We start from the raw sequence: 20,211 nt of genomic DNA, 5'->3' as shown, positions 1-20,211 counted from the left end.
TGGTCTCTGTATCTGGCAATTAAAGAGCAGTGGAAGGGGGCTTGTTCTGGGTGTTTAGCTTCAGCTCGGCGCTTGGTGGAGGGCGCTGGGCGCTATGTTTTAAAGTCGTTTGTGATAAGATTTCGGCTTTCCCCTGTTCAAAAGAGTCGGAACCATGAAGATCAAGTTACCGGAATTCGATAGCGCCAAGGTGCTAGTGGTCGGCGATGTAATGTTAGACCGTTATTGGTCTGGCCCTACCATGCGCATCTCACCGGAAGCGCCTGTTCCTGTTGTCAAAGTTGAGCACAACGAGGAGCGGCCAGGGGGAGCGGCCAACGTGGCGCTCAATATCGCAGCACTGGGTGCTAAAGCGCGCTTGCTGGGCTTAACCGGTAACGATGAAGCGGCCACCTCTTTGCAAGATAAAATGCAGGGCGTGGGCGTGGAGTGCGACTTTGTGCGCTTAAACAGTCATCCCACCATTACTAAGTTGCGGGTGATGAGCCGTAATCAGCAATTGCTGCGTTTAGACTTTGAAGACAGCTTTGGCCCAGACGATGCGGCGCCGTTAACCGAAAAAACTCGTACTGCCTTAGAGCAAGCGGGGGTAATAGTGCTGTCGGATTATGCCAAAGGCGCACTGACGCAAGTACGAGCGCTGATCCAGGCGGCCAACCAAGCCGGCGTGCCGGTATTGGTGGACCCGAAAGGTTCTGACTTTGAAAAATATCGTGGTGCTACTTTACTCACGCCCAATATGACCGAGTTTGAGGCGGTAGTGGGTAAGGTAAAAGACGAACAAGAGCTGGTGGCCCGTGGCCGCGAGCTGATCAAAAAATTCGACTTTAAAGCGCTGTTAGTCACTCGCTCCGAACACGGCATGACCTTAATTCATGCAGATGATCACGAGCTGCACTTACCTGCCCAAGCTCATGAAGTGTTTGACGTTACCGGTGCCGGCGATACGGTGATTGCCACGCTAGCGACCGCGCTGGCGGCGGGTTTACACCTAGATGAAGCCTGTGCGTTGGCTAACGTGGCTGCCAGTATAGTGGTTGGCAAGCTGGGCACCTCGACAGTGTCCGCCATCGAGCTGGCTAACGTATTATACGGCACGCCAGAGTCTGGTATGGGGGTAGTGACCGAACAGCAGCTTAAGCAGGTCATGGACGCGGCGCGCCGTCGTGGTGAGAAAATCGTGATGACCAACGGTTGTTTCGATATTTTGCACGCCGGCCACGTGTCTTACCTGAGCCATGCGCGCAAGCTGGGTGATCGCTTAGTGGTGGCGGTAAATACCGATGCTTCAGTACGCGCGCTGAAAGGCGATGGCCGTCCGGTAAACACCGTGGATCGCCGCATGGCGGTCTTGGCGGGCTTAGGTGCCGTGGATTGGGTCGTGCCCTTTGCCGAAGATACGCCGCAACGCTTAATTGCCGAGACCCTGCCGGATGTATTAGTGAAAGGCGGCGATTATAAAGCTGAAGATATCGCCGGTTTTGAGGAAGTCACCGCCAATGGCGGCGAAGTTAAAGTGCTTAACTTCGAAGAAGGCTGCTCCACCACCGCGATTATTCAAGCGATTCGTACTCGCGGCTAATACTTGGGTAAGTAGCTCAAATGTGAAAGAGGCTTACCGTTACTGGTAAGCCTCTTTTTTATGGCTGGCTTTTGGGCGGCGCTGTGGTAATCGAGCCGGACCAAGCATCAATAAAATGCTGTTTGACCAAGGGATCCAGGGGCGGCAGCAGTGCAGGCGTTAGTGGGATCAGCGTGATCGGCCCTTGAGCCTGAATAGCGAGCCGCAGTTGTCCTGAATCGGGCTCCAGTAGCGGATGCAGACCGCTTTGTTCCAGCAGCGCTTGACCTTGAGCCGACAGCATTAAATCGATGAACTCACCGGCAAGGGTAGGGTGAGGCGCGGTTTTGGGGAGCAGCGCCAGTCGCATCAGCATCAAGGTATAGTCGTTGGGCGCCATTGCCACTAACTGGGGATAACGTGGTAACGCCGAGGCCACATAAGAGCCCAGCAGATTATAGCCGATGGCGGCTTCTCCGTTGGCGAGGCGCTCCAGCATGTCGTTACTGCTGTCATCAAGTTGCACCCTAAGGCCGCCGAAGGCTTCTAATAACCGACCATACATCAGCCCTTGCTGGCTATCTTGACTGGCCAGCAGGTAGCCCACGCCGCTGGCGGCAAGATCGTAGGTGATAATCCGATTGGCAAAGCGGTCAGGATCTTCTCGCAATAGAGCTAATAATTGTTGGCGACTGTGGGGTAGCGGGTGAGCACCCAGTAATTCTCGGTTAAATACGGTCAGTATCGGCTCGAAGGTGAAAGCGAACAGCTCGTGTCGCCAGTGTACTTGGCTGGGCAGAGACAAAGTTCGGGCCGAGCGATAGGGACGAGCATGACCGTCATTAACCAGTTTGAGCTGCAAATCCATGGCCGAGCTGAGCAGCAAGTCCGCCGGCGAGTGCGGGGATTCCTGTAAAAATCGTTCGTATAACTCTTGTGAATTAAGATCCACAAAACGGATGCCTAATTGAGGATGTTGCTGCTGAAAGTACTGTAGCAGTGGTTGTAGATAGCGATAATCGGTGGCGCTGTAAATAACCAATTGCTGTTGCATCGGTGAAGCGGCGGGTAGTAAAAATTCCTCTGCCGCTTGTGTTGGGGCGGCTAACAATAACGAAAGCCACAGCAAGGCTAAACGAAGCCGACTCATGGGGTGCTCCTATAAGTGTTAAAACGGATCTCGACTTCCAATCCACTCGGCTCATTGTCATGCAGATGAATGCCTGCGCCGTGATGTTCGGCAACGTCCCGTGCGATGGCCATGCCGAGTCCCGAGCCCAGATAGCGATGCTGACTGCCCCGATAGAAGCGGGCGAACACCTTTTCTCGCTCCTCATGTGGAATGCCGGGGCCTAAGTCGCGAATGAGCATGGCCGGTGCCGGCGAGGTACGTAGCAAAATCTCTACCCGAGTATGGACGGGTGCATGGGCCACGGCATTATCGATAAGGTTATTCAGCATTTGGGTGATCGCTATTTCATCTCCTTGGATCCACAGGGGTGAGGTGGCCGGCTCGAACGAGAGTTCGACTTGCCGTTGCAAGGCCGGTACCGCCAGCGCTAGGCAGACCTTTTTAGCGAGGGCATTTAGCTCTAGCGGCAGTAACTCTTGGCTGTGAAAACGATGATCCAGCATGGCCTGATTCAACAGATGATTCACCGTGAGTGACAGCTGGTCGCATTGCTCGATTAATCCGGCCAGCAGCGTTTTCCTTTTGGCCGCGTCTTGCTCGTCGCGGGCATTTTCGCTTAAGGCGCGCAGGCTGGCCAACGGCGTGCGTAGTTGATGGGCGGCCACCGAAGTGGTGGACTCCATACGTTCTAACATCTGCTGCTGGCGGGCAATAAAGTGATTGATGGTGTGCAGCAGCGGCAGTGTTTCTTTGGGAACCGGCAATAACAGTGGCGTGAGATCCCGCGGGCGTCGCCGTGCCAGAGCACGAGCAATCAGGGTAAAAGGGCGCAGAGCATAATAAATTCCCAACCCCAGCAGCAATAGAGCACTGAATAACAGCCCCAGAATAAGCTTCAGTGCCGGATACAAAATTTCATCCTTGAGCTGCTCACGAGCGAGGCGGGTTTGCGCCAGTTCGATGTGAATTTCATCGTGTGGCTGGCGCTCGGTATTCAGTCGAGTCAAGCGCGCCACCCGCACCGGCTCTCCGGAGAAGAGAGCATCAAAGAAGACCGGTTGTTGTTGGGTCAGAGACTGTTGCGAAGGCGTTGTGGGCGGCGGCGTAGGTAAGGCGGCATAACCGGTCAAGAAGCTACCGTTAACACTGATCCGATAAAAAACGCGATCTTCAGGCGCCTGGGCCAGAGTGGCAAACGCGGAGACTGGCATATCGACCATAAAGCCTTGTTCACCGTGGCGAACTGCATTGGCCAGTTGCAGTATGGCGCTGTTGAGCATGAGGTCGTAGCTACGATCGGCGGTTTTTTTGCTGTAAGACACCATGAACCCTGTGGCCAGCAGGCTCAAGCCGATGAGGACCACAGCGCTCAGTAATAGTAGTCGTCGACGCAGGTGTGGGTGGCGGTTAACCACAGCGCTCACGAGTCGATGACCCGTGCTACATAGCCCAAACCGCGCAGCGTCTGTATCTGCAGTGAACTACCCACCAGTTTTTTACGCAATCTTGCCACATACAGCTCTATGGTATTGGCCGAGGGGGTTTCATCGGCGTTAAACAGCTTTTCAGTCAGCTCTTCTTTGCTCATCACCCGCTCTAATCCACCCAAAAAAATCTCTAACAGCCTGAACTCCCGATTAACCAGCGCACAGGGTAATTGATCGATGGTGACGGTTTTCGCGTCACGGTTAAAGGTTAAGTTACCGTGCTCACTGATGTTAGAGGCATAGCCTTGCTGGCGCCGTAGCAGGGCGCGCACTCGGGCTTCCAGCTCGCCAAAGTCGAAGGGCTTGGTGAGATAATCGTCCGCGCCCAGATCTAGCAACTTGATGCGGTCATCAATTTGATCTCGAGCGGTCAGGATCAATACCGGAGTGTCGGTTTTGCGCTGGCGCAGCTCTGCCAGTACCCCTTCGCCGCTCAGGCCGGGTAAGTTGAGATCCAGAATAATCAAATCGACAGACTGATTGCGTAACCAGTCGACGGCCTGGCGGCCATTGCCAATCAAGTCAGTGCCATGGCCCAGCTTCTGTAATCGGTCAGCGATGGCTTCACCCAATACTCTGGTGTCCTCTATCACAAGAATACGCACGATTTTATCCTCTGTTGGGTCATGACAGCTTGGTGACAGCTTAGGACGCTAGTATGTCAGATGTTAATAACTTGTTTCTAGATGAAACAAGTAATAGATGGAATTACCTCAAGGAGATAGCGAGATGAAATTAACCCCTCTGGTTCATGCTTTGCTGGGTGCCGGCTTACTCATGATGGGCACCGGCGCTGCCCATGCAGATTTTACTCCCAATAAACCGGAATGTATCGCACCGGCCAAGCCGGGCGGCGGTTTTGACTTAACCTGTCGTATTTTAACATCCAGCCTGGATAAGTCCGGTCTGCTGGACCAACCCATGCGCGTGACCTTTATGCCCGGTGGTGTAGGAGCAGTAGCTTATACCCATATGAACAGTAATCGGCGCACTGATGACAATGCGGTGGTGGCGTTCAGCTCGGGATCTTCTCTTAATTTGGCCCTCAGCAAGTTTGGCAAGGATCTGGACGTAGACGACGCACGTTGGATAGGCGCCATTGGTACCGACTACGGCGCGATTATCGTCAAGGCCGACGCGCCCTGGAATAATTTAGCCGAACTGGCTGCGGATATTAAAGCCAACCCGGGCAAGCAGGTGGTTGGCGCGGGTGGCACGGTTGGTAGTCAAGACTGGATGAAGGCGGCGTTTTTCTATCGTCATTTAGGACTGGACCCTCGCACCATGCGTTATGTGGCCTACGAAGGCGGTGGCGATGCCATGGCGGCCGTGTTGGGTAACCATATTCAGGTTTATCCGGGTGATATGTCTGAAATAAAGGGGCAGCTGGATGCAGGAATAGTACGGGTGTTGGCGGTGTTATCTCCAGAGCGCTTGGACGGTGACTATGCCCAGATCCCAACTGCTACAGAGCAAGGTTTCGATATCGAATGGCCGATAATGCGTGGCTTCTATATGGCGCCAGAAGCGTCCGATGAAGCTTACCAATACTGGGTTAATCAGTTTAACGAGCTGTATCAGACTGAGGCCTTCACCGAGGTACGTAACAAGCAAGGCTTGTTCCCCTTGTCCATGTCTGGCGATAAGTTTGAAGCCTATATAAAGACAGAAGTTGAGAAGTTTCAGGGGCTATCTCGTGAAATGGGTCTGCTCAAATAAGAGGTAACATCATGGCTGATCGTCTTTTTTCTCTGGTCTTGATGTTGGCAGCGGTGGCCCTAGGGGTCGCCGCTTGGCAACTTGAAGTGCCTTTTCAGTACGAACCCGTTGGGCCTAAGGCGATTCCGCTGATCTTGGCGGTATTGCTATTTTGCTGCTCGGCTTGGTTGGTGATTAAGCCAGACCGCTTTAAGGGGGTGTATGAGCGTAGTCTCTTCGGCCGCCACGTGATGGTGGTACTGGGTTTACTGCTCTATGCCTGGAGCTTTGAAATACTGGGCTTTATGTTGGCTACTTGCTTGGTGAGTACCGTGTTTGCGCGCCTGTTTGGCTTAGGGCTACGTAATGCCCTGTTGTATTCAGTGGCGCTGGGTGCGGTGGGCTATGTATTGCTCAGTATCGTGCTGGAGCTAAACGTGCCTACCGGCACCCTATTTGGAGGTTAAGGGTATGGATATCTTATCGGATCTGGCCACGGGGTTTGCGGTTGCCTTAACGCCAATGAATTTGGCGCTGGTACTGGCGGGTTGTTTTTTCGGCACCCTAATGGGGGCACTGCCCGGCATAGGGCCGATTAATGGCATCGCCATTTTATTGCCGTTAGCCTATTCCTTTGGTCTTGAGCCTGCTTCTGCCATTATTTTACTGGCGGGTGTCTATTATGGCGCTGAATACGGTGGTCGAATTTCCAGTATTTTGCTGAACGTGCCCGGTGATGCGGGGGCCATTATGACCACACTCGATGGTCACCCTATGGCCAAGCGAGGCGAGGGCGGTCGCGCCTTGGCCTTATCGGCGGTGTCGTCATTTGCAGGCTCCATGGGTGCTTTGCTGTTACTGATCATTCTTGCCCCGATACTAACGCGTTTGGCGGTCACCTTTGGCCCGGCTGAGTTTGTGGCCTTAATGGTGTTTGCGCTGTGCTGCTTGGCCTCCATGGTGGGCTCTCGGCCGGTAAAAACTGTGATTGGTACCATCATCGGCCTAGCGTTGGCGACCGTGGGCGTGGACTCGGGGACCGGGGTGTTACGTTTTAGCTTTGGTCTCACCAACTTGTTTGATGGTGTGGACTTTTTGGTGGTAGTGATTGGCATGTTTGCCATCAGCGAAATTTTACTGCTGGTTGAGCACCATTACGGTGGTAACGGCAAAGTCGACAAGGTGAGTAAGTCCTTCGTCAAGGTCGCCGATTTGGTGGCGGTACGTTGGGTCGTACTGCGCTCTACTGTGGTTGGTTTTGTGATTGGCGTGCTACCCGGCACCGGTGCGTCTGTAGCCAGTGCCGTGGCTTACGGTACCGAGAAACGGCTCGCCGGTGAAGACAATGAATTTGGCGAAGGTGATATTCGCGGCTTAGCCGCACCTGAAGCGGCCAATAACGCGGCGGCAGTGGGCTCTATGGTGCCTATGCTAACGCTGGGTATTCCAGGCTCTGGCACCACGGCTATTTTACTGGGCGCGCTCTTGTTGTTTGATGTGACGCCAGGGCCCTTGTTGTTCAGTCAGCAGCCCGATATTGCTTGGGGTCTGATTGCTTCCATGTTTATCGGCAATATTGCCTTGTTGGTGTTGAACTTGCCGTTAGTCGGTATCTTCGTGCGCATGCTGAGCGTACGCCAAGCCTACTTGGTACCCGTTATCGTGATGCTGACCTTCGTCGGTATCTACTCGATTCATGGGGCCAGCTTCGATCTGTTCTTTATGATTCTGCTGGGTGTGTTTGGCTTTATCTTGCGCAAACTGGACTTCTCACTGGCGCCGGTCATTCTGGGGCTGGTGTTGGGTTCGGTGCTGGAAGATAACCTGCGCCGTGCCTTGTCGATGAGTGCCGGTGACTGGAGCATCTTGTTTCATAACGGTGTCACTATCAGCCTGTGGGCCTTTAGTGTGCTGGTATTGGTGATGCCGTTAATGATGGCGTGGCGCAAGCGCCGCCGCGCGGCTTTGCTGCAAAGTGAGGCGCCGCAGGCATGATGATTTGGCTGCGCACCTGTGCTTTGGGTGCGGCGGGTGGTTGGCTGGCCCATCGGGCCGGCTTTCCATCCGACTGGCTGTTGGGGGCCATGTTAATCGTGGCCCTTGCTGCCATGGCCGGGTTAGATGTGCGTTTGCCTAAGTTCTTGCTGGCGCCTATTCAGGCCTGTTTAGGCGTGGCGGTCGGCTTACGTCTGGAGTTTGATTTTCCGGCTCCCAGCTCATTGCTGTTTAGCGTGACCGGGCTGTTATTGTGTTTGGCTACCCAAATTCCGCTGGGGCAATATATGTTGCGGCGGCTGGGATGGTCATCTCAAGAAGCGGTGATGGGGGCGTCGCCAGGCGCTCTTTCCATTATGGCGGCGCTGGCCACCCAGCTCGATAACCCGATCCGAGTGATCCTGTCGCAAACGGTGCGGGTGATTGCCTTGGTGTCTTTGGTTAGCGTCATTATGTTGCTGGAATGGGTGCCCACCTTGGGTATTCCCACCAGCCAAGAGCTGAGCCTGACTCAGACACTGGGCTTAGTATTCGCCGCTTGGCTACTGGGCAGGGGGGGCGCTTGGTTAAAGATCCCCGCCAGTTATATTCTGACTGGCGTGGCCGTCTCAGCTACTTATGGAGCCTGGCTAGGCACGTCTGCGGTGCCGGTTGACGGGCTTATTCCGGTGAGCATGATACTGCTGGGTGCTTTAGTCGGTAGCAGGTTAAAGCCGTTACCGGCCAAAGAGATGCTGCAGCTGTTGCTGGCCGGATTATTGATCAGCGTCTCCAGCTCTGTGATCTCTTTGTTGTGGGCTTTTGTGGTGGGCACTTGGTTAGGACTGCCGGTATTTCAGGTGTGGTTGGCCTATGCGCCAGGGGCGGTAGAGGCCATGATTTATCTAGCGCTGGTAACCGGTTTAGATCCATCTTGGGTTATCTTTCATCATGTGTTGCGTATTTTGCTACTTGGCCTGTGTGCCGGTTGGCTAATGCGACGGGCCGGAGCGGATTCCCGCTTAAAGAGCGTATGAAGCAAAGCTGTAAGCCGTAAACTAAAAATATAAAAAGGCATCCAGAATTTTCTCTGGATGCCTTTTTATATGGAGCACTAAGCGAATCGCTTTGTCACGCCTCACATTTTTTCACTCAACGCCTGCCACGCCGCAAATTGGTTTAAGAATACTTGGCCGGTGAGCTCTTCTAAAAAATTACTTTTTTGTAAGCGGTCCATCACAGGGCCTTTTACTTCGGATAAGTGAAAGATCACGCCGCTGTCTTGCAGGCGGTGATTAATGGCTTCGAGACTTTCTAATGCGGAGGCATCAATGAGATTAACGGCGGGGCACATTAAGACGAAATGCTTAACACTGGGCTGCTGCACTATTAATGCGTAAATGCGGTCTTCTAAGTGGCGGGCATTGGCAAAATAGAGGCTTTCATCTATGCGTAGTGTGATGAGCTGCGCACTAGTTTCAACTTGGTGGCGGTCGATATTACGAAAGTGTTCAGTGCCCGGCACTAAGCCTACTAAGGCGCTATGTGGCTGGCTGGTACGATAGAGAAATAATAATAACGATAAGCCCACACCGGCCATAATGCCGATTTCTACGCCTTGACTTAAGGTGAGTAAAATCGTCACCAACATGGCAGAAAAATCACTGCGTGAATATTGCCAAGTCCGCTTAATGGCGGGCAAGTCGATCAGTGCTAATACCGCCACTATAATAGTGGCGGCCAGTGTGGCTTGGGGTAAAAAATACAATAAAGGCGTAAGAAACAGTGCCGCCAAGGCGATACCCATTGCAGTAAAAGCGCCGGCAGCCGGGGTTTGTGCGCCGGCATCAAAGTTAACCACAGAGCGTGAAAAGCCACCGGTAACCGGAAAGCCCCCGGATAAAGCCGAGCCAATGTTAGCTGCGCCTAAACCAATCAGCTCTTGATTAGGCTCGATGCGTTGGCGACGTTTGGCGGCCAAAGTTTGTGCCACTGATACTGACTCCACGAAGCCCACCAAGCTGATAAACAGCGCCGAAACGACCAACTGCTGCCACAAGCCATCATCAAACAACCAGCTATCGAATGAGGGTAAGCCAAACTGCGGTAATCCCGCCGGAATCGCGCCCACGATTGCAACATTGCGGTTGGCTAAGTCAGCTCCCCATACGGTGAGCGTGGTGGCAAATATCGCTAATACGGGACCCGCTTTAGCCAGTAAACCTGCACTGTGGGCGCTTAAACCAAGGCGGATCAGTAAGGGTTTTAAACCACTGCGTGACCAAAATAAAAAGGCCAGCGCAAAGCCGCCTAAGCCTAAGGTCAGCAGATTGGTTTGCGCTAACTCGCCAATAATTGCTAGCACTAAGTCGAATAAGTTAGTGCCCTTGGCGTTGATGCCCAAAATATGCGGTAGCTGACTGGCAGCAATTAACAGGCCGGAGGCGGTAATAAATCCCGAGATCACCGGATGGCTTAAAAAATTGGCCAACATGCCTAACTTAAAGATACCCATCAGTATCAAGATTAAACCCGAGATCAGTGCCAACAGCACAGCGGCGGCTAAGTATTGGCTACTATCGGTGAGATTTAATTGACTAATACTGGCGGCCGTCATCAAGGATATTACCGCCACCGGCCCCACCGACAGCGTGCGACTGGTGCCAAACAGTGTGTAGGCCACCAGTGGCAAAATACTGGCGTACAAACCCACTTCGGGCGGTAATCCGGCCAGCATGGCATAAGCCAACGATTGCGGAATCAACATGATAGTGACGATTAATGCCGCGATAAGATCATTGCTGAGAGCATGTTTGTTATAGGCTTTTAGCCAGCCTATAAGAGGAAAATAACGCGCGAGCATGGCAAGTCCTTTAGCCAGAGAATAGACAGCACCCATTAAAATGGAGTAGTTAAGTATATTCTTAATTACTCTAGGACGACAACTGTTGGATTAGGCTGGGTAGCGTCGAATTCATGCGCCGGTCAGGCTGCAGTACGACGTTTACAGCCAACACCAGATCCTGATTTTCATCAGGAAGACGGCATAAGAGCGAAACCCTGATTTTTTACCAGTACAAAGTACAAAAAAAAGCACCGAACCTGCAGGCTCGGTGCTTTTTTGACGTGAAGAGTAAATGGTGAAGGATGAGGTGTAATACACAGAGCTGGCAGATTCAGGATTAGCTTGTTCGCTTCACCCTTTACCCTTCACATTTCACACATTACTTTCTAATCAAGCCGTTATTGATTTCTACCAAGTCTTGCTCGGTTAAGTTACCGGCTGCCTGTCTTAGCTGCAACTGGTTGATTATATAGTCATAGCGAGCCGCAGCTAGGTTTTGCTTGGCGTTGTAGAGCTGGCGTGTGGAGATCAACACATCAACTATTGTACGGGTGCCTACTTCGTAACCGGCTTCGGTGGCGTCGAGCGCACTTTGGGCGGAAATCACAAACTGTTCGAAGGCGCGCACCGAACCTGCTGCGGCACCTACGTCGTTATAGGAAGAGTACACGCGGCTTTTCACGGCGCGAAAGCTACGCTCTAATTGCTCGCTGGCGGCCACATAGTTGAACTGGGCTTGTTTCACTTGTGAGGTGGTGGCGCCGCCGCTGTAGATAGGCAAGTTAAAAGATAATCCCAGTGCGGCTTGGTTGTTGCTGCCACTTCTCGCGGACGCTGACTCATCGGCGTAATCATTGTATTGGCTGCCAATACCCGCATTTAAATCCAGCGTAGGAGCATGTCCTGCTTGGGCTAAACCAATTTGTTCGTTGGCGATGTCTTTACCGATACGTTGTTTGTGCAGCTCTAAGTTTTGCTCAAGCGCTATCTCTAACCAAGCATCTGCATTGATAACGGATTTTTCTGGGCTAAATAATTCGGTATTTAGCTTTTCGAGCTGTGCGTAACCCATATTGGTCAACTCACGCAGTACTTCTTTGGCGTTGTTAACCGAGTTTTCGGCGCTGATCTCTTCGGCCAGCGCTTGGTCATACTGTGCTTGCGCTTCATGTACGTCTGTCATGGCGCTTAAGCCTACTTCAAAGCGTTGCTTGGTTTGCTCAAGCTGGCGGCTGACCGCTTCTTTATTTGCTTGCACGAAGCTCAGGGAATCTTCTGCGCTCAGCACATCAAAGTAGGCTTGGCTGGCGCGTAAAATGAGGTCTTGTTGAATTTGTTTGTAATTAACATCTGCCTGAGTGGCCAGCTTTTCGGTGATATCTAAATTTACCCATGCCGATTTACGATACAGCGCCTGACTCAAACCTAAATTAGCGCCTAGCGTGCCCACATCACTCATGGCGCTATTTGTCATATAGTTAGCATCGGCGCCTAAATTTACCTGCGGCAATAAAGGGGCGCGGGACTCATTAATTTTCTCAAACGCAGAATCGCGCACAGCTTTAGCTTCACGAGCTAAAGGATCATTTTGTGTGGCTTGTTGGTAGACATCGAGTAAGTCTTCGGCCTGAGTTGGGCCTGCAGCGCAAAGCAATATTAGGGCCGACAATAGCGTTTTTTTCATTATTTTTGCCTTATGTAACAGGTGAGCCATGAAGCCGAGCGGGGCAGGCTGAGTGTTTTTGTTGGTTAAGTATAAGGGTAACATCACTATTCTTGGTTAGGCAGCTTATTAGCTAGTATCCAATTAACTATCTGACTGACTTTCCAGAGGTATTAAATTAATTGTGAATGAACGTTCATTCATTTTGAGCGTTAGTCTAAAATCTACTGCTTAAATGTCAAGAAAGGAGTCGTAATGAGTATGAACGAGCCTACCCAGTTTGGGCACCAAGACGTAAAATTAGTGGCGGAAGACGTCGGCTACCAAGGCTTTTTTCGACTACTGCGCTTAACGTTACAGCATAAATTATTTGCCGGCGGCTGGAGCAAAAAAATCACCCGCGAGCTGTTCGTCCGCGGCCACGCAGCGGCGGTGTTGCCCTATGATCCAATACGGGATGAAATTATCTTAGTGGAACAATTTCGCGTTGGCGCCGTCTATGGTGAAGGCAACCCTTGGTTATTCGAAGTAGTGGCGGGCATTATAGATGAAGGTGAGACGGCCGAAGCTGTGGTGCACCGCGAAGCCCAAGAAGAAGCCGGCTTAACCTTTACCTCGCTCACCCCTATCAGCAGTTACTACCCAAGCCCGGGCGGGTGCAGTGAGCGCATTAGCTTATTTTTAGGTGAAGTAGATGCCAGTTTAGCGCCCAAGCACGGTGGTTTAAGTGATGAAAGTGAAGATATACGCGTGCATCGCGTGCCCAGAAGGCAGGCTATGCAATGGTTGGCTGAAGGTAAACTAGATAATGCCAGTACCATTATTGCCTTGCAGTGGCTGGCGCTAAGGCGCGCGGGAGTGATTGAATAGTAGTGAAGAGGCGAGCTCCAACACTAAACCTAAGGCCATTTTTGCCACGGAATACACGGAAAAACACGGAAAAATAAGGATTAAATCTGAAAGTGATTTTAATGGTAAGGGCAGAGATTAGAGTCAAGAAGCCACCCGTCCGCCGATTTTGCACAGCAAAATAATAAGGTTAATAGCCAATCGTTACTCAGCAGGGTTGTGTGTGCAGTAAATTGAGGTGTCGCTAATCATGTCGCGAGCGAGAGCCGCTATTCTTAGCCGTTAGAACAGAATCAAGACTGCAGACTCGAGTGACTAACTTGGCGTGAGTCATAAAAAAAGGTGTAATAGTAACGTCGGTGTGCCTGGTAAACCTGCCAGTGGTCGCATGCCGGCGTGCAAGACAACGTCATCAGTAAAAGATGGCAAGGAGCAATAATTTGAATACCCCTGTGGTTCCGCGTCGGTATGTGCCGAACTTAAAAACATTGCAACGTACCTGTGATGTTAACTACATGGCGCTGATGAAATTACTGCCTCACCACGCCAAAGTGGGCGACTGTGTATCGGTGGGCATCAGCGAGCAGGTACTCTTTGTGCTCAAGGTTTTAGAAGTGGCGCCTTACACTTGGCATGTGTCGATTGAGCAATGTAGCCCCCATTTACCGTTTTTTATGCGCATGAGGGTCACAGTTCGCATCTATCACGACGTAAGAATGGCCGAAGTGTGTGCTAGTCAACAGATATTGACCCTGCGTTCGAGTTACTATTACCCAAATGACAAGATGCATCAGCGCAATGAAAAAGAGCAGGTAAACCTATTTTTAGCCGAATGGCTGAAATGTTGCCTACAACATGGATTTAGCACGGTTAAACAAATTTGAATCATACGCCTATTCAGTTACAGACCTTAACGCTCACACCACACCGCGCAGACGGCGTGGTGGATTTGCTGCAGATCACGGATACGCATCTGTTTGCCGATAAAAATGCCGACTTTTTGGGTATCGCGCCTTGGTACAGTGCGCGCGCCGTGGTGGATGCTATTTTAGAGAATGCCCGTGAGCTGGATGCCACGCCGCAGGACTTTATTTTAGCCACCGGCGATTTATCCCAAGACCAAACGCCTGAGTCTTATCGTCACTTTAGCGAATTGATGGGCGAGCTTGCGCCCCCCATATTCTGGTTGCCCGGCAATCACGACGATGGTCATTTGATGCAAGCCGAACTGGATGACGCGGGCATCAGCAATGCCAAGCATTTATTGTGCGGACAGTGGCAGATTTTATTACTGGATACCCACCTGAATCATGAAACCTTTGGTGAGCTCTCTGCCGCACAGTTAATCTTGCTTGAACAAGCCATTACTCACTACCCTGAGCACCACTTATTACTGGCGGTGCATCATCAGGCAATCCCCGTGGGCTGCGCTTGGTTGGATCAACATAATTTGCGCAACAGCGCGGCCATGAAAGCCATCTTAGCCAAGCATCAGGCTGCAAAAGTGGTGATGTGTGGCCATGTGCATCAAGGCTTTGATCAATACGAGCAGGGCATTCGCTATCTGGCTAGCCCCGCCACCTGTATTCAATTCAAGCCTTTATCTGATGACTTTGCGCTCGACAGCATGGCACCGGGCTGGCGCGCATTATCTTTGTATCCCGATGGTCGCTTAAGCACCCAAGTGTGGCGCCTGCCTCATCATGCCTTTGCACCTGATTTTAGTGCTACCGGATATTAAGATGTCGACACTCCTTTATTTACACGGCTTTAACTCCTCCCCTCAATCTATGAAAGCCCGCGAGATGCAGGAATACTTGCTGCAAAAGCGGCCAGATATCAACTTCATTTGCCCACAATTGGCCACCACGCCAGCCGCCGCATGGGCGCAAATTTCCGAGATTTGTGAGGCGCTTGCAGTTAGAAATGACGGCCACTTTGGTGTGGCCGGCAGCTCACTGGGCGGCTTTTTGGCGACCCGAGTGGCAGAAGTGTATGGGGTGCGCGCGGTGGTGATTAATCCCGCCGTTAATCCGCAAGTCTTGCTGCAAGATTACTTAGGTGAGCAGCTTAACCCTTATACGGATGAGCGTTATTTACTGACCGCGCAACATATGCAGGAACTCAGTGAGTTACGCGTAAATGAGCCCAACTGCATGGCGCGCCTGTGGCTGCTGCAACAGCAGGGCGATGAAGTGCTAGATTATCGAGAAGCGCTGGAATACTACCGCTTCGCCCGGGTATGCATTCAAAAAGGCGGCGACCATTCTTTTATCGGCTTCAACCACTATTGCGCCCAAATCATCCGTTTTTTGCAGCTCTAGATCTCAATGACCAAAACCTATCTGCAAAAATAGCTCTGGCTCTAGATCTTAGTTTTTCTCTTCAACATTAAAAATTCAACATTGCCACTCTGCGTTTGGTGCGGGGCGCTCGGCGCTTAACTTTCGACAGCCCCTAGGCCTAAGTAGTAAGATGGCGCCCACGAATTCTGATTATTTAGGGTCAACATGTCATCGAGTCAATATACCGCTGATGCCATTGAGGTGCTCAATGGCCTAGAGCCAGTGCGTCGTCGTCCCGGCATGTATACCGATACTACGCGGCCTAATCACCTCGGCCAAGAGGTCATCGACAACAGTGTTGATGAGGCCCTCGCCGGCCACGCCAACAAGATAGAAGTGATACTACACGCGGATCAATCGCTGGAAGTCATCGACAACGGTCGTGGCATGCCGGTGGATATTCATCCGGAAGAAGGTATCTCGGGCGTGGAGCTTATTTTTACTAAGCTGCATGCGGGCGGTAAGTTTTCCAATAAAAACTATCAATTCTCCGGCGGCTTACACGGCGTGGGTATTTCCGTGGTCAGTGCCCTGAGTACGCGCTTAGATGTCACCATACGTCGCGCCGGTGAAGTCTATGAAATGGCCTTTGAGCACGGTACTAAGGTTAGCGAGCTAACCGTCACCGGCACCTGTGGCCAGCGTAATACCGGCACCCGCATCCGCTTTTGGCCCGATGTCAGTTACTTTGATTCACCCCGGTTCTCGGTATCGCGGCTCAAGCATTTATTAAAAGCCAAGGCGGTACTCAGCCCAGGGCTCAGGCTGCGTTTTGAAGATAAAGTTAACGACGAAACCCTAGAGTGGTATTACGAAGACGGCCTGCAAGATTACCTAGTCGAGTCCGTTAAAGACTATACCTGCCTGCCAGAAGAGCCCTTTGTTGGTAACTTTACTACCGAATTAGCGGCGGCAGAATGGGCGCTCACTTGGCTGCCCGAAGGCGGCGAGGGCATAGGCGAGAGTTACGTAAACCTGATCCCCACCACGCAAGGCGGCACCCACGTTAACGGCCTGCGCCAAGGCTTATTGGATGCGATGCGCGAGTTTTGTGAGTTTAGAAACTTACTGCCGCGCGGCGTAAAATTAACGCCGGACGATATTTGGGAGCGTTGCTCCTATATCTTGTCGATCAAGATGCAAGACCCGCAGTTTGCCGGTCAAACTAAAGAGCGTTTGTCGTCTCGCCAAAGCTCGGCCTTTGTGTCCGGTGTGGTGAAAGACGCCTTTAGCTTGTGGTTAAACCAACATACCGAGCTGGCCGAACAAATTGCCGAGCTGTGTATCAGCAGCGCCCAGCGCCGTTTACGCCAAGCTAAAAAAGTCGTGCGTAAAAAAGTAACTCAAGGGCCGGCCTTACCGGGCAAACTAACCGACTGCGCCTGCTCAGATCCAATGCGCGGCGAGTTGTTCTTAGTAGAAGGTGACTCGGCGGGCGGCAGTGCTAAGCAAGCGCGAGACCGCGAGTTTCAGGCGATCATGCCGCTGCGCGGTAAGATCTTAAACACCTGGGAAGTAGACTCAGGCCAAGTGTTAGCTTCTCAAGAAGTGCACGATATTTCGGTGGCGATAGGGCTTGATCCTGACTCCACGGATCTGACGGATCTGCGCTACGGCAAGATCTGCATCTTGGCGGATGCGGACTCGGATGGTTTGCATATCGCCACCCTGTTGTGTGCCTTATTTGTGCGTCATTTCCGCCACCTCGTCGAGCAAGGTCATGTGTACGTGGCTATGCCGCCTTTATACCGCATTGATATCGGTAAAGAGGTGCATTACGCACTGGATGAAAGCGAGCGTGACGCCGTATTGGCGCGCATTAAAGCGGAAAAGAAGCGGGGCAAGATACAGGTCACGCGCTTTAAAGGTCTGGGTGAAATGAACCCCAAACAGCTGCGCGAAACCACGCTGGATCCCAATACTCGTCGCTTAGTACAGCTCACGGTGGACGACATGGAAGCCACCGAAACCTTAATGGATATGTTGCTGGCTAAGAAACGCTCTAGTGATCGTCGCGAATGGCTAGAAACCAAGGGCAACTTGGTCGATCCGCTGGTCTGAGGAAAGAAATTAAATGAGTACTAACGACTTTACGATGGAAGGCGTCGAACGCCTGCCCATGCACACCTTTACCGAGCAAGCGTACCTTAACTATTCCATGTACGTGATCATGGACCGCGCCTTGCCGCATATTGGTGATGGCCTCAAACCGGTACAGCGACGCATTATTTATGCCATGAGCGAACTAGGCTTATCTGCCAGCTCTAAACATAAAAAATCTGCCCGTACCGTAGGCGACGTGCTGGGTAAGTATCACCCCCACGGCGACTCGGCTTGTTATGAAGCCATGGTATTGATGGCGCAGCCGTTTTCTTACCGCTATCCATTAGTGGACGGCCAAGGCAACTGGGGTGCGCCAGATGACCCTAAGTCTTTTGCCGCCATGCGTTATACGGAAGCGCGACTATCGCGTTATGCGGAATTACTGCTCTCGGAATTAGGCCAAGGCACGGTTGAATGGATCCCTAACTTCGATGGCACCATGGACGAGCCACGGGTACTGCCTGCCCGTTTGCCGCATATCTTAATGAACGGCATTACCGGCATAGCCGTGGGCATGGCCACGGATATTCCGCCCCATAATATTCGCGAACTGGCCGCCGCCTGTGTGCATTTATTGGATAACCCCAAGGCCAACGTGGCCGAGCTGATGCAGTTTGTGCAAGGCCCGGATTACCCGACCGATGCGGAAATTATTACCCCGCGCAGTGACATTCAAAAGATCTACGAGACTGGGCGAGGCAGCATCAAGATGCGTGCCGTCTATGAGATGGAGCACGGCGATATCGTCGTCACCGCTCTTCCCCATCAGGCCAGTAGCGGCAAGATTTTAGAGCAAATCGCCGCACAAATGCAGGCCAAGAAGCTGCCGATGGTGGCGGACTTGCGCGATGAAGCGGATCATGAAAATCCCACGCGTTTGGTAATTATCCCACGTTCTAATCGCGTGGACGTTGAACAGCTGATGCAGCACTTGTTTGCCAGCACGGATCTTGAAAAAAGCTATCGGGTTAACCTGAATATGCTGGGCTTAAATAATAAGCCGCAGGTTAAAACCCTGGAGATGATCCTCGACGAATGGCTGGTGTTCCGTCGCCAAACCGTGCGTAATCGCCTGCAATATCGACTCGATCGAGTAGAAGCGCGACTGCATATTTTGGAAGGTTTGTTGGTGGCGTTTTTAAGCATCGATGAAGTGATCGAGATCATTCGCGGCGAAGATGAACCTAAGCCGGTATTGATGGATCGCTTTGGCTTATCGAGCATTCAAGCGGAAGCCATCTTAGATCTTAAATTACGTCATTTAGCCAAGTTAGAAGAAGTGAAAATCCGCGGTGAGCAAGATGAATTAGCCGCCGAGCGCGATAAACTAGCCGCCTTGCTGGGATCTGAACGTCGTTTAAGTACTTTGATCAGAAAAGAGATCCAAGCCGACGCCGAGAAATTCGGCGACGACCGCCGCTCGCCCTTGATGGAGCGTAGCGAAGCGAAAGCGTTAAGTGAAAAAGAGCTGATCCCCAGTGAAGCGGTCACGATCGTACTATCAGAAAAAGGCTGGATCCGCTCGGCTCGCGGCCACGATGTAGATGGCGCCAGCTTAAGCTATCGCGCTGGCGACAGCTTCTTATCGGCGGTCAATGGCCGTAGTAATCAGATGGCGGTGTTCTTATCCAGCATTGGCCGCGCTTATGGCCAAGAAGCTCATGGCTTGCCCTCGGCTCGTGGCCAAGGCGAACCGCTGTCGGGTCGTTGTAGCTTAAGCCCGGGCGAGCAGCCGAACTTCGTGCTGATGGGCGAAGATGAGCGCTTGTTCTTATTAGCATCGGATGCGGGTTATGGTTTTGTGTGTCGCTTTGTGGATATGGTCAGCCGCAATAAAAACGGCAAGGCACTGCTTACCGTGCCTAAGGGCGGCTTGGTGCTGCAACCCGTGGCCATTGATACGCTTGCCAGCAGTCAGTGTTTAGCGGTGACCAACGAAGGCCGCATGCTGTTGTTCCCACTGCAAGACTTGCCGCTACTGGGCAAGGGCAAGGGCAATAAGATCATCGGCATTACCGGTGCCAAGGTGCAAGCGCGCGAAGACTTCATCAAGCAGCTAGTGGTGGTGCCAGAAGGTGCCAGCGTCACCTTGCATGCCGGTAAGCGCAAGCTCACCCTCAAGCCCACCGACTTGGCTCACTACCAAGGCGAACGCGGCCGCCGCGGCGCTTTGCTGCCAAGAGGCTTACAGCGCGTGGATAGCTTAGAGATTGAAGAGCTGGCTGCGGGAAGTGCAGCGCCTAGCGCCTAGCGCCCAGCACCAAGCTAAACAAAAAAGGCATCCCGATTTAGATCGAGATGCCTTTTTTATGGCCGGTGTTTACCGCTGCGCCGAAACCAGCATGGTGCAAGAATGTAGTCGCGCGTTTTAACCGCGAAATAGCGCGCAGCGCTATCCCAACGCCATGTTCATCCCATTGCACCAATCCCACCACCCGACAACCGCGCCGAGATCGGCATGTGTTTGGTTAAAAACCCGCCGAACCATCCGCTGACGCGGATCTGCCGAATAAATTTGGCAGCTACAGAACCCAAACCATGCTAAATAAACAAG

The 20,211-nt window shown here is 52.2% G+C and carries 16 protein-coding genes; 11 read left to right on the top strand and 5 right to left on the bottom strand.

The window, feature by feature from the left end; genetic code table 11:
• The first annotated feature begins 154 nt into the window (after positions 1-154).
• The gene (gene hldE / locus CBP31_RS05075) at positions 155-1,582 is read left to right on the top strand and encodes a bifunctional D-glycero-beta-D-manno-heptose-7-phosphate kinase/D-glycero-beta-D-manno-heptose 1-phosphate adenylyltransferase HldE (protein WP_087035158.1); all 1,428 of its coding nucleotides are present in this window, start codon (positions 155-157) and stop codon (positions 1,580-1,582) included.
• A 58-nt stretch (positions 1,583-1,640) separates the two neighbouring features.
• Here hldE and CBP31_RS05070 read toward each other — a convergent pair whose 3' ends face one another.
• The 3 genes from CBP31_RS05070 to CBP31_RS05060 are packed head-to-tail and all read right to left on the bottom strand — an operon-like array spanning position 1,641 to position 4,785.
• The gene (locus tag CBP31_RS05070; protein WP_087035157.1) at positions 1,641-2,711 is read right to left on the bottom strand and encodes an ABC transporter substrate-binding protein; all 1,071 of its coding nucleotides are present in this window, start codon (positions 2,709-2,711) and stop codon (positions 1,641-1,643) included.
• Positions 2,708-4,117, bottom strand: a complete 1,410-nt coding sequence (locus CBP31_RS05065; protein ID WP_151898782.1) for a sensor histidine kinase — start codon at positions 4,115-4,117, stop codon at positions 2,708-2,710. The genes CBP31_RS05070 and CBP31_RS05065 overlap by 4 nt, the downstream gene beginning before the upstream one ends.
• Positions 4,114-4,785 (bottom strand): response regulator transcription factor, encoded by a 672-nt coding sequence (locus CBP31_RS05060; protein WP_087035155.1) that lies wholly within the window; start codon positions 4,783-4,785, stop codon positions 4,114-4,116. Before CBP31_RS05060 ends, CBP31_RS05065 begins: the two co-directional genes overlap by 4 nt.
• Before the next feature lie 124 nt (positions 4,786-4,909).
• On the opposite strand from CBP31_RS05060, the gene CBP31_RS05055 reads away from it, so the two are divergent.
• The 4 genes from CBP31_RS05055 to CBP31_RS05040 are packed head-to-tail and all read left to right on the top strand — an operon-like array spanning position 4,910 to position 8,889.
• On the top strand, positions 4,910-5,899 hold the full coding sequence (locus CBP31_RS05055; RefSeq protein ID WP_087035154.1) for a Bug family tripartite tricarboxylate transporter substrate binding protein: 990 nt from the start codon (positions 4,910-4,912) through the stop codon (positions 5,897-5,899).
• An 11-nt stretch (positions 5,900-5,910) separates the two neighbouring features.
• Positions 5,911-6,345 (top strand): tripartite tricarboxylate transporter TctB family protein, encoded by a 435-nt coding sequence (locus tag CBP31_RS05050; RefSeq protein WP_087035153.1) that lies wholly within the window; start codon positions 5,911-5,913, stop codon positions 6,343-6,345.
• Between the two features lie 4 nt (positions 6,346-6,349).
• On the top strand, positions 6,350-7,873 hold the full coding sequence (locus tag CBP31_RS05045) for a tripartite tricarboxylate transporter permease (RefSeq protein WP_087035152.1): 1,524 nt from the start codon (positions 6,350-6,352) through the stop codon (positions 7,871-7,873).
• On the top strand, positions 7,870-8,889 hold the full coding sequence (locus CBP31_RS05040) for an AbrB family transcriptional regulator (RefSeq protein ID WP_087035151.1): 1,020 nt from the start codon (positions 7,870-7,872) through the stop codon (positions 8,887-8,889). The genes CBP31_RS05045 and CBP31_RS05040 overlap by 4 nt, the downstream gene beginning before the upstream one ends.
• A 101-nt stretch (positions 8,890-8,990) precedes the next feature.
• Here CBP31_RS05040 and CBP31_RS05035 read toward each other — a convergent pair whose 3' ends face one another.
• Both CBP31_RS05035 and tolC read right to left on the bottom strand, forming a co-directional pair.
• Positions 8,991-10,715, bottom strand: coding sequence for a SulP family inorganic anion transporter (locus CBP31_RS05035; protein WP_087035150.1), 1,725 nt, complete (start codon positions 10,713-10,715; stop codon positions 8,991-8,993).
• 361 nt (positions 10,716-11,076) lie between these two features.
• On the bottom strand, positions 11,077-12,381 hold the full coding sequence (tolC, locus tag CBP31_RS05030) for an outer membrane channel protein TolC (RefSeq protein ID WP_087038629.1): 1,305 nt from the start codon (positions 12,379-12,381) through the stop codon (positions 11,077-11,079).
• Between the two features lie 234 nt (positions 12,382-12,615).
• Between tolC and nudF the strand changes: the two genes are divergently transcribed.
• The 6 genes from nudF (at position 12,616) to parC (ending at position 19,908) form a co-directional block, all read left to right on the top strand.
• Positions 12,616-13,230 carry an ADP-ribose diphosphatase gene (nudF, locus tag CBP31_RS05025; protein ID WP_087035149.1) on the top strand — a complete coding sequence of 205 codons (615 nt, stop codon included), beginning with the start codon at positions 12,616-12,618 and terminating at the stop codon, positions 13,228-13,230.
• A gap of 494 nt (positions 13,231-13,724) precedes the next feature.
• Positions 13,725-14,093: a DUF1249 domain-containing protein gene (locus CBP31_RS05020; protein ID WP_407668789.1), complete on the top strand. Its 369-nt coding sequence runs from the start codon at positions 13,725-13,727 to the stop codon at positions 14,091-14,093.
• 11 nt (positions 14,094-14,104) lie between these two features.
• Positions 14,105-14,950, top strand: a complete 846-nt coding sequence (gene cpdA / locus CBP31_RS05015) for a 3',5'-cyclic-AMP phosphodiesterase (protein ID WP_087038628.1) — start codon at positions 14,105-14,107, stop codon at positions 14,948-14,950.
• Position 14,951: 1 nt separating this feature from the next.
• The gene (locus CBP31_RS05010; RefSeq protein WP_087035147.1) at positions 14,952-15,533 is read left to right on the top strand and encodes a YqiA/YcfP family alpha/beta fold hydrolase; all 582 of its coding nucleotides are present in this window, start codon (positions 14,952-14,954) and stop codon (positions 15,531-15,533) included.
• 186 nt (positions 15,534-15,719) lie between these two features.
• Positions 15,720-17,615 (top strand): DNA topoisomerase IV subunit B, encoded by a 1,896-nt coding sequence (gene parE, locus CBP31_RS05005; RefSeq protein WP_087035146.1) that lies wholly within the window; start codon positions 15,720-15,722, stop codon positions 17,613-17,615.
• A gap of 13 nt (positions 17,616-17,628) precedes the next feature.
• On the top strand, positions 17,629-19,908 hold the full coding sequence (gene parC, locus CBP31_RS05000; protein ID WP_087035145.1) for a DNA topoisomerase IV subunit A: 2,280 nt from the start codon (positions 17,629-17,631) through the stop codon (positions 19,906-19,908).
• Positions 19,909-20,211 lie beyond the last annotated feature (303 nt).

Origin of the sequence: Oceanisphaera profunda (assembly GCF_002157895.1) — a bacterium.
GTDB classification, from domain to species: domain Bacteria; phylum Pseudomonadota; class Gammaproteobacteria; order Enterobacterales; family Aeromonadaceae; genus Oceanimonas; species Oceanimonas profunda.
The sequence above is the reverse complement of the archived record's forward strand: the minus strand, read 5'-3'. Positions and strand labels throughout refer to the sequence as shown.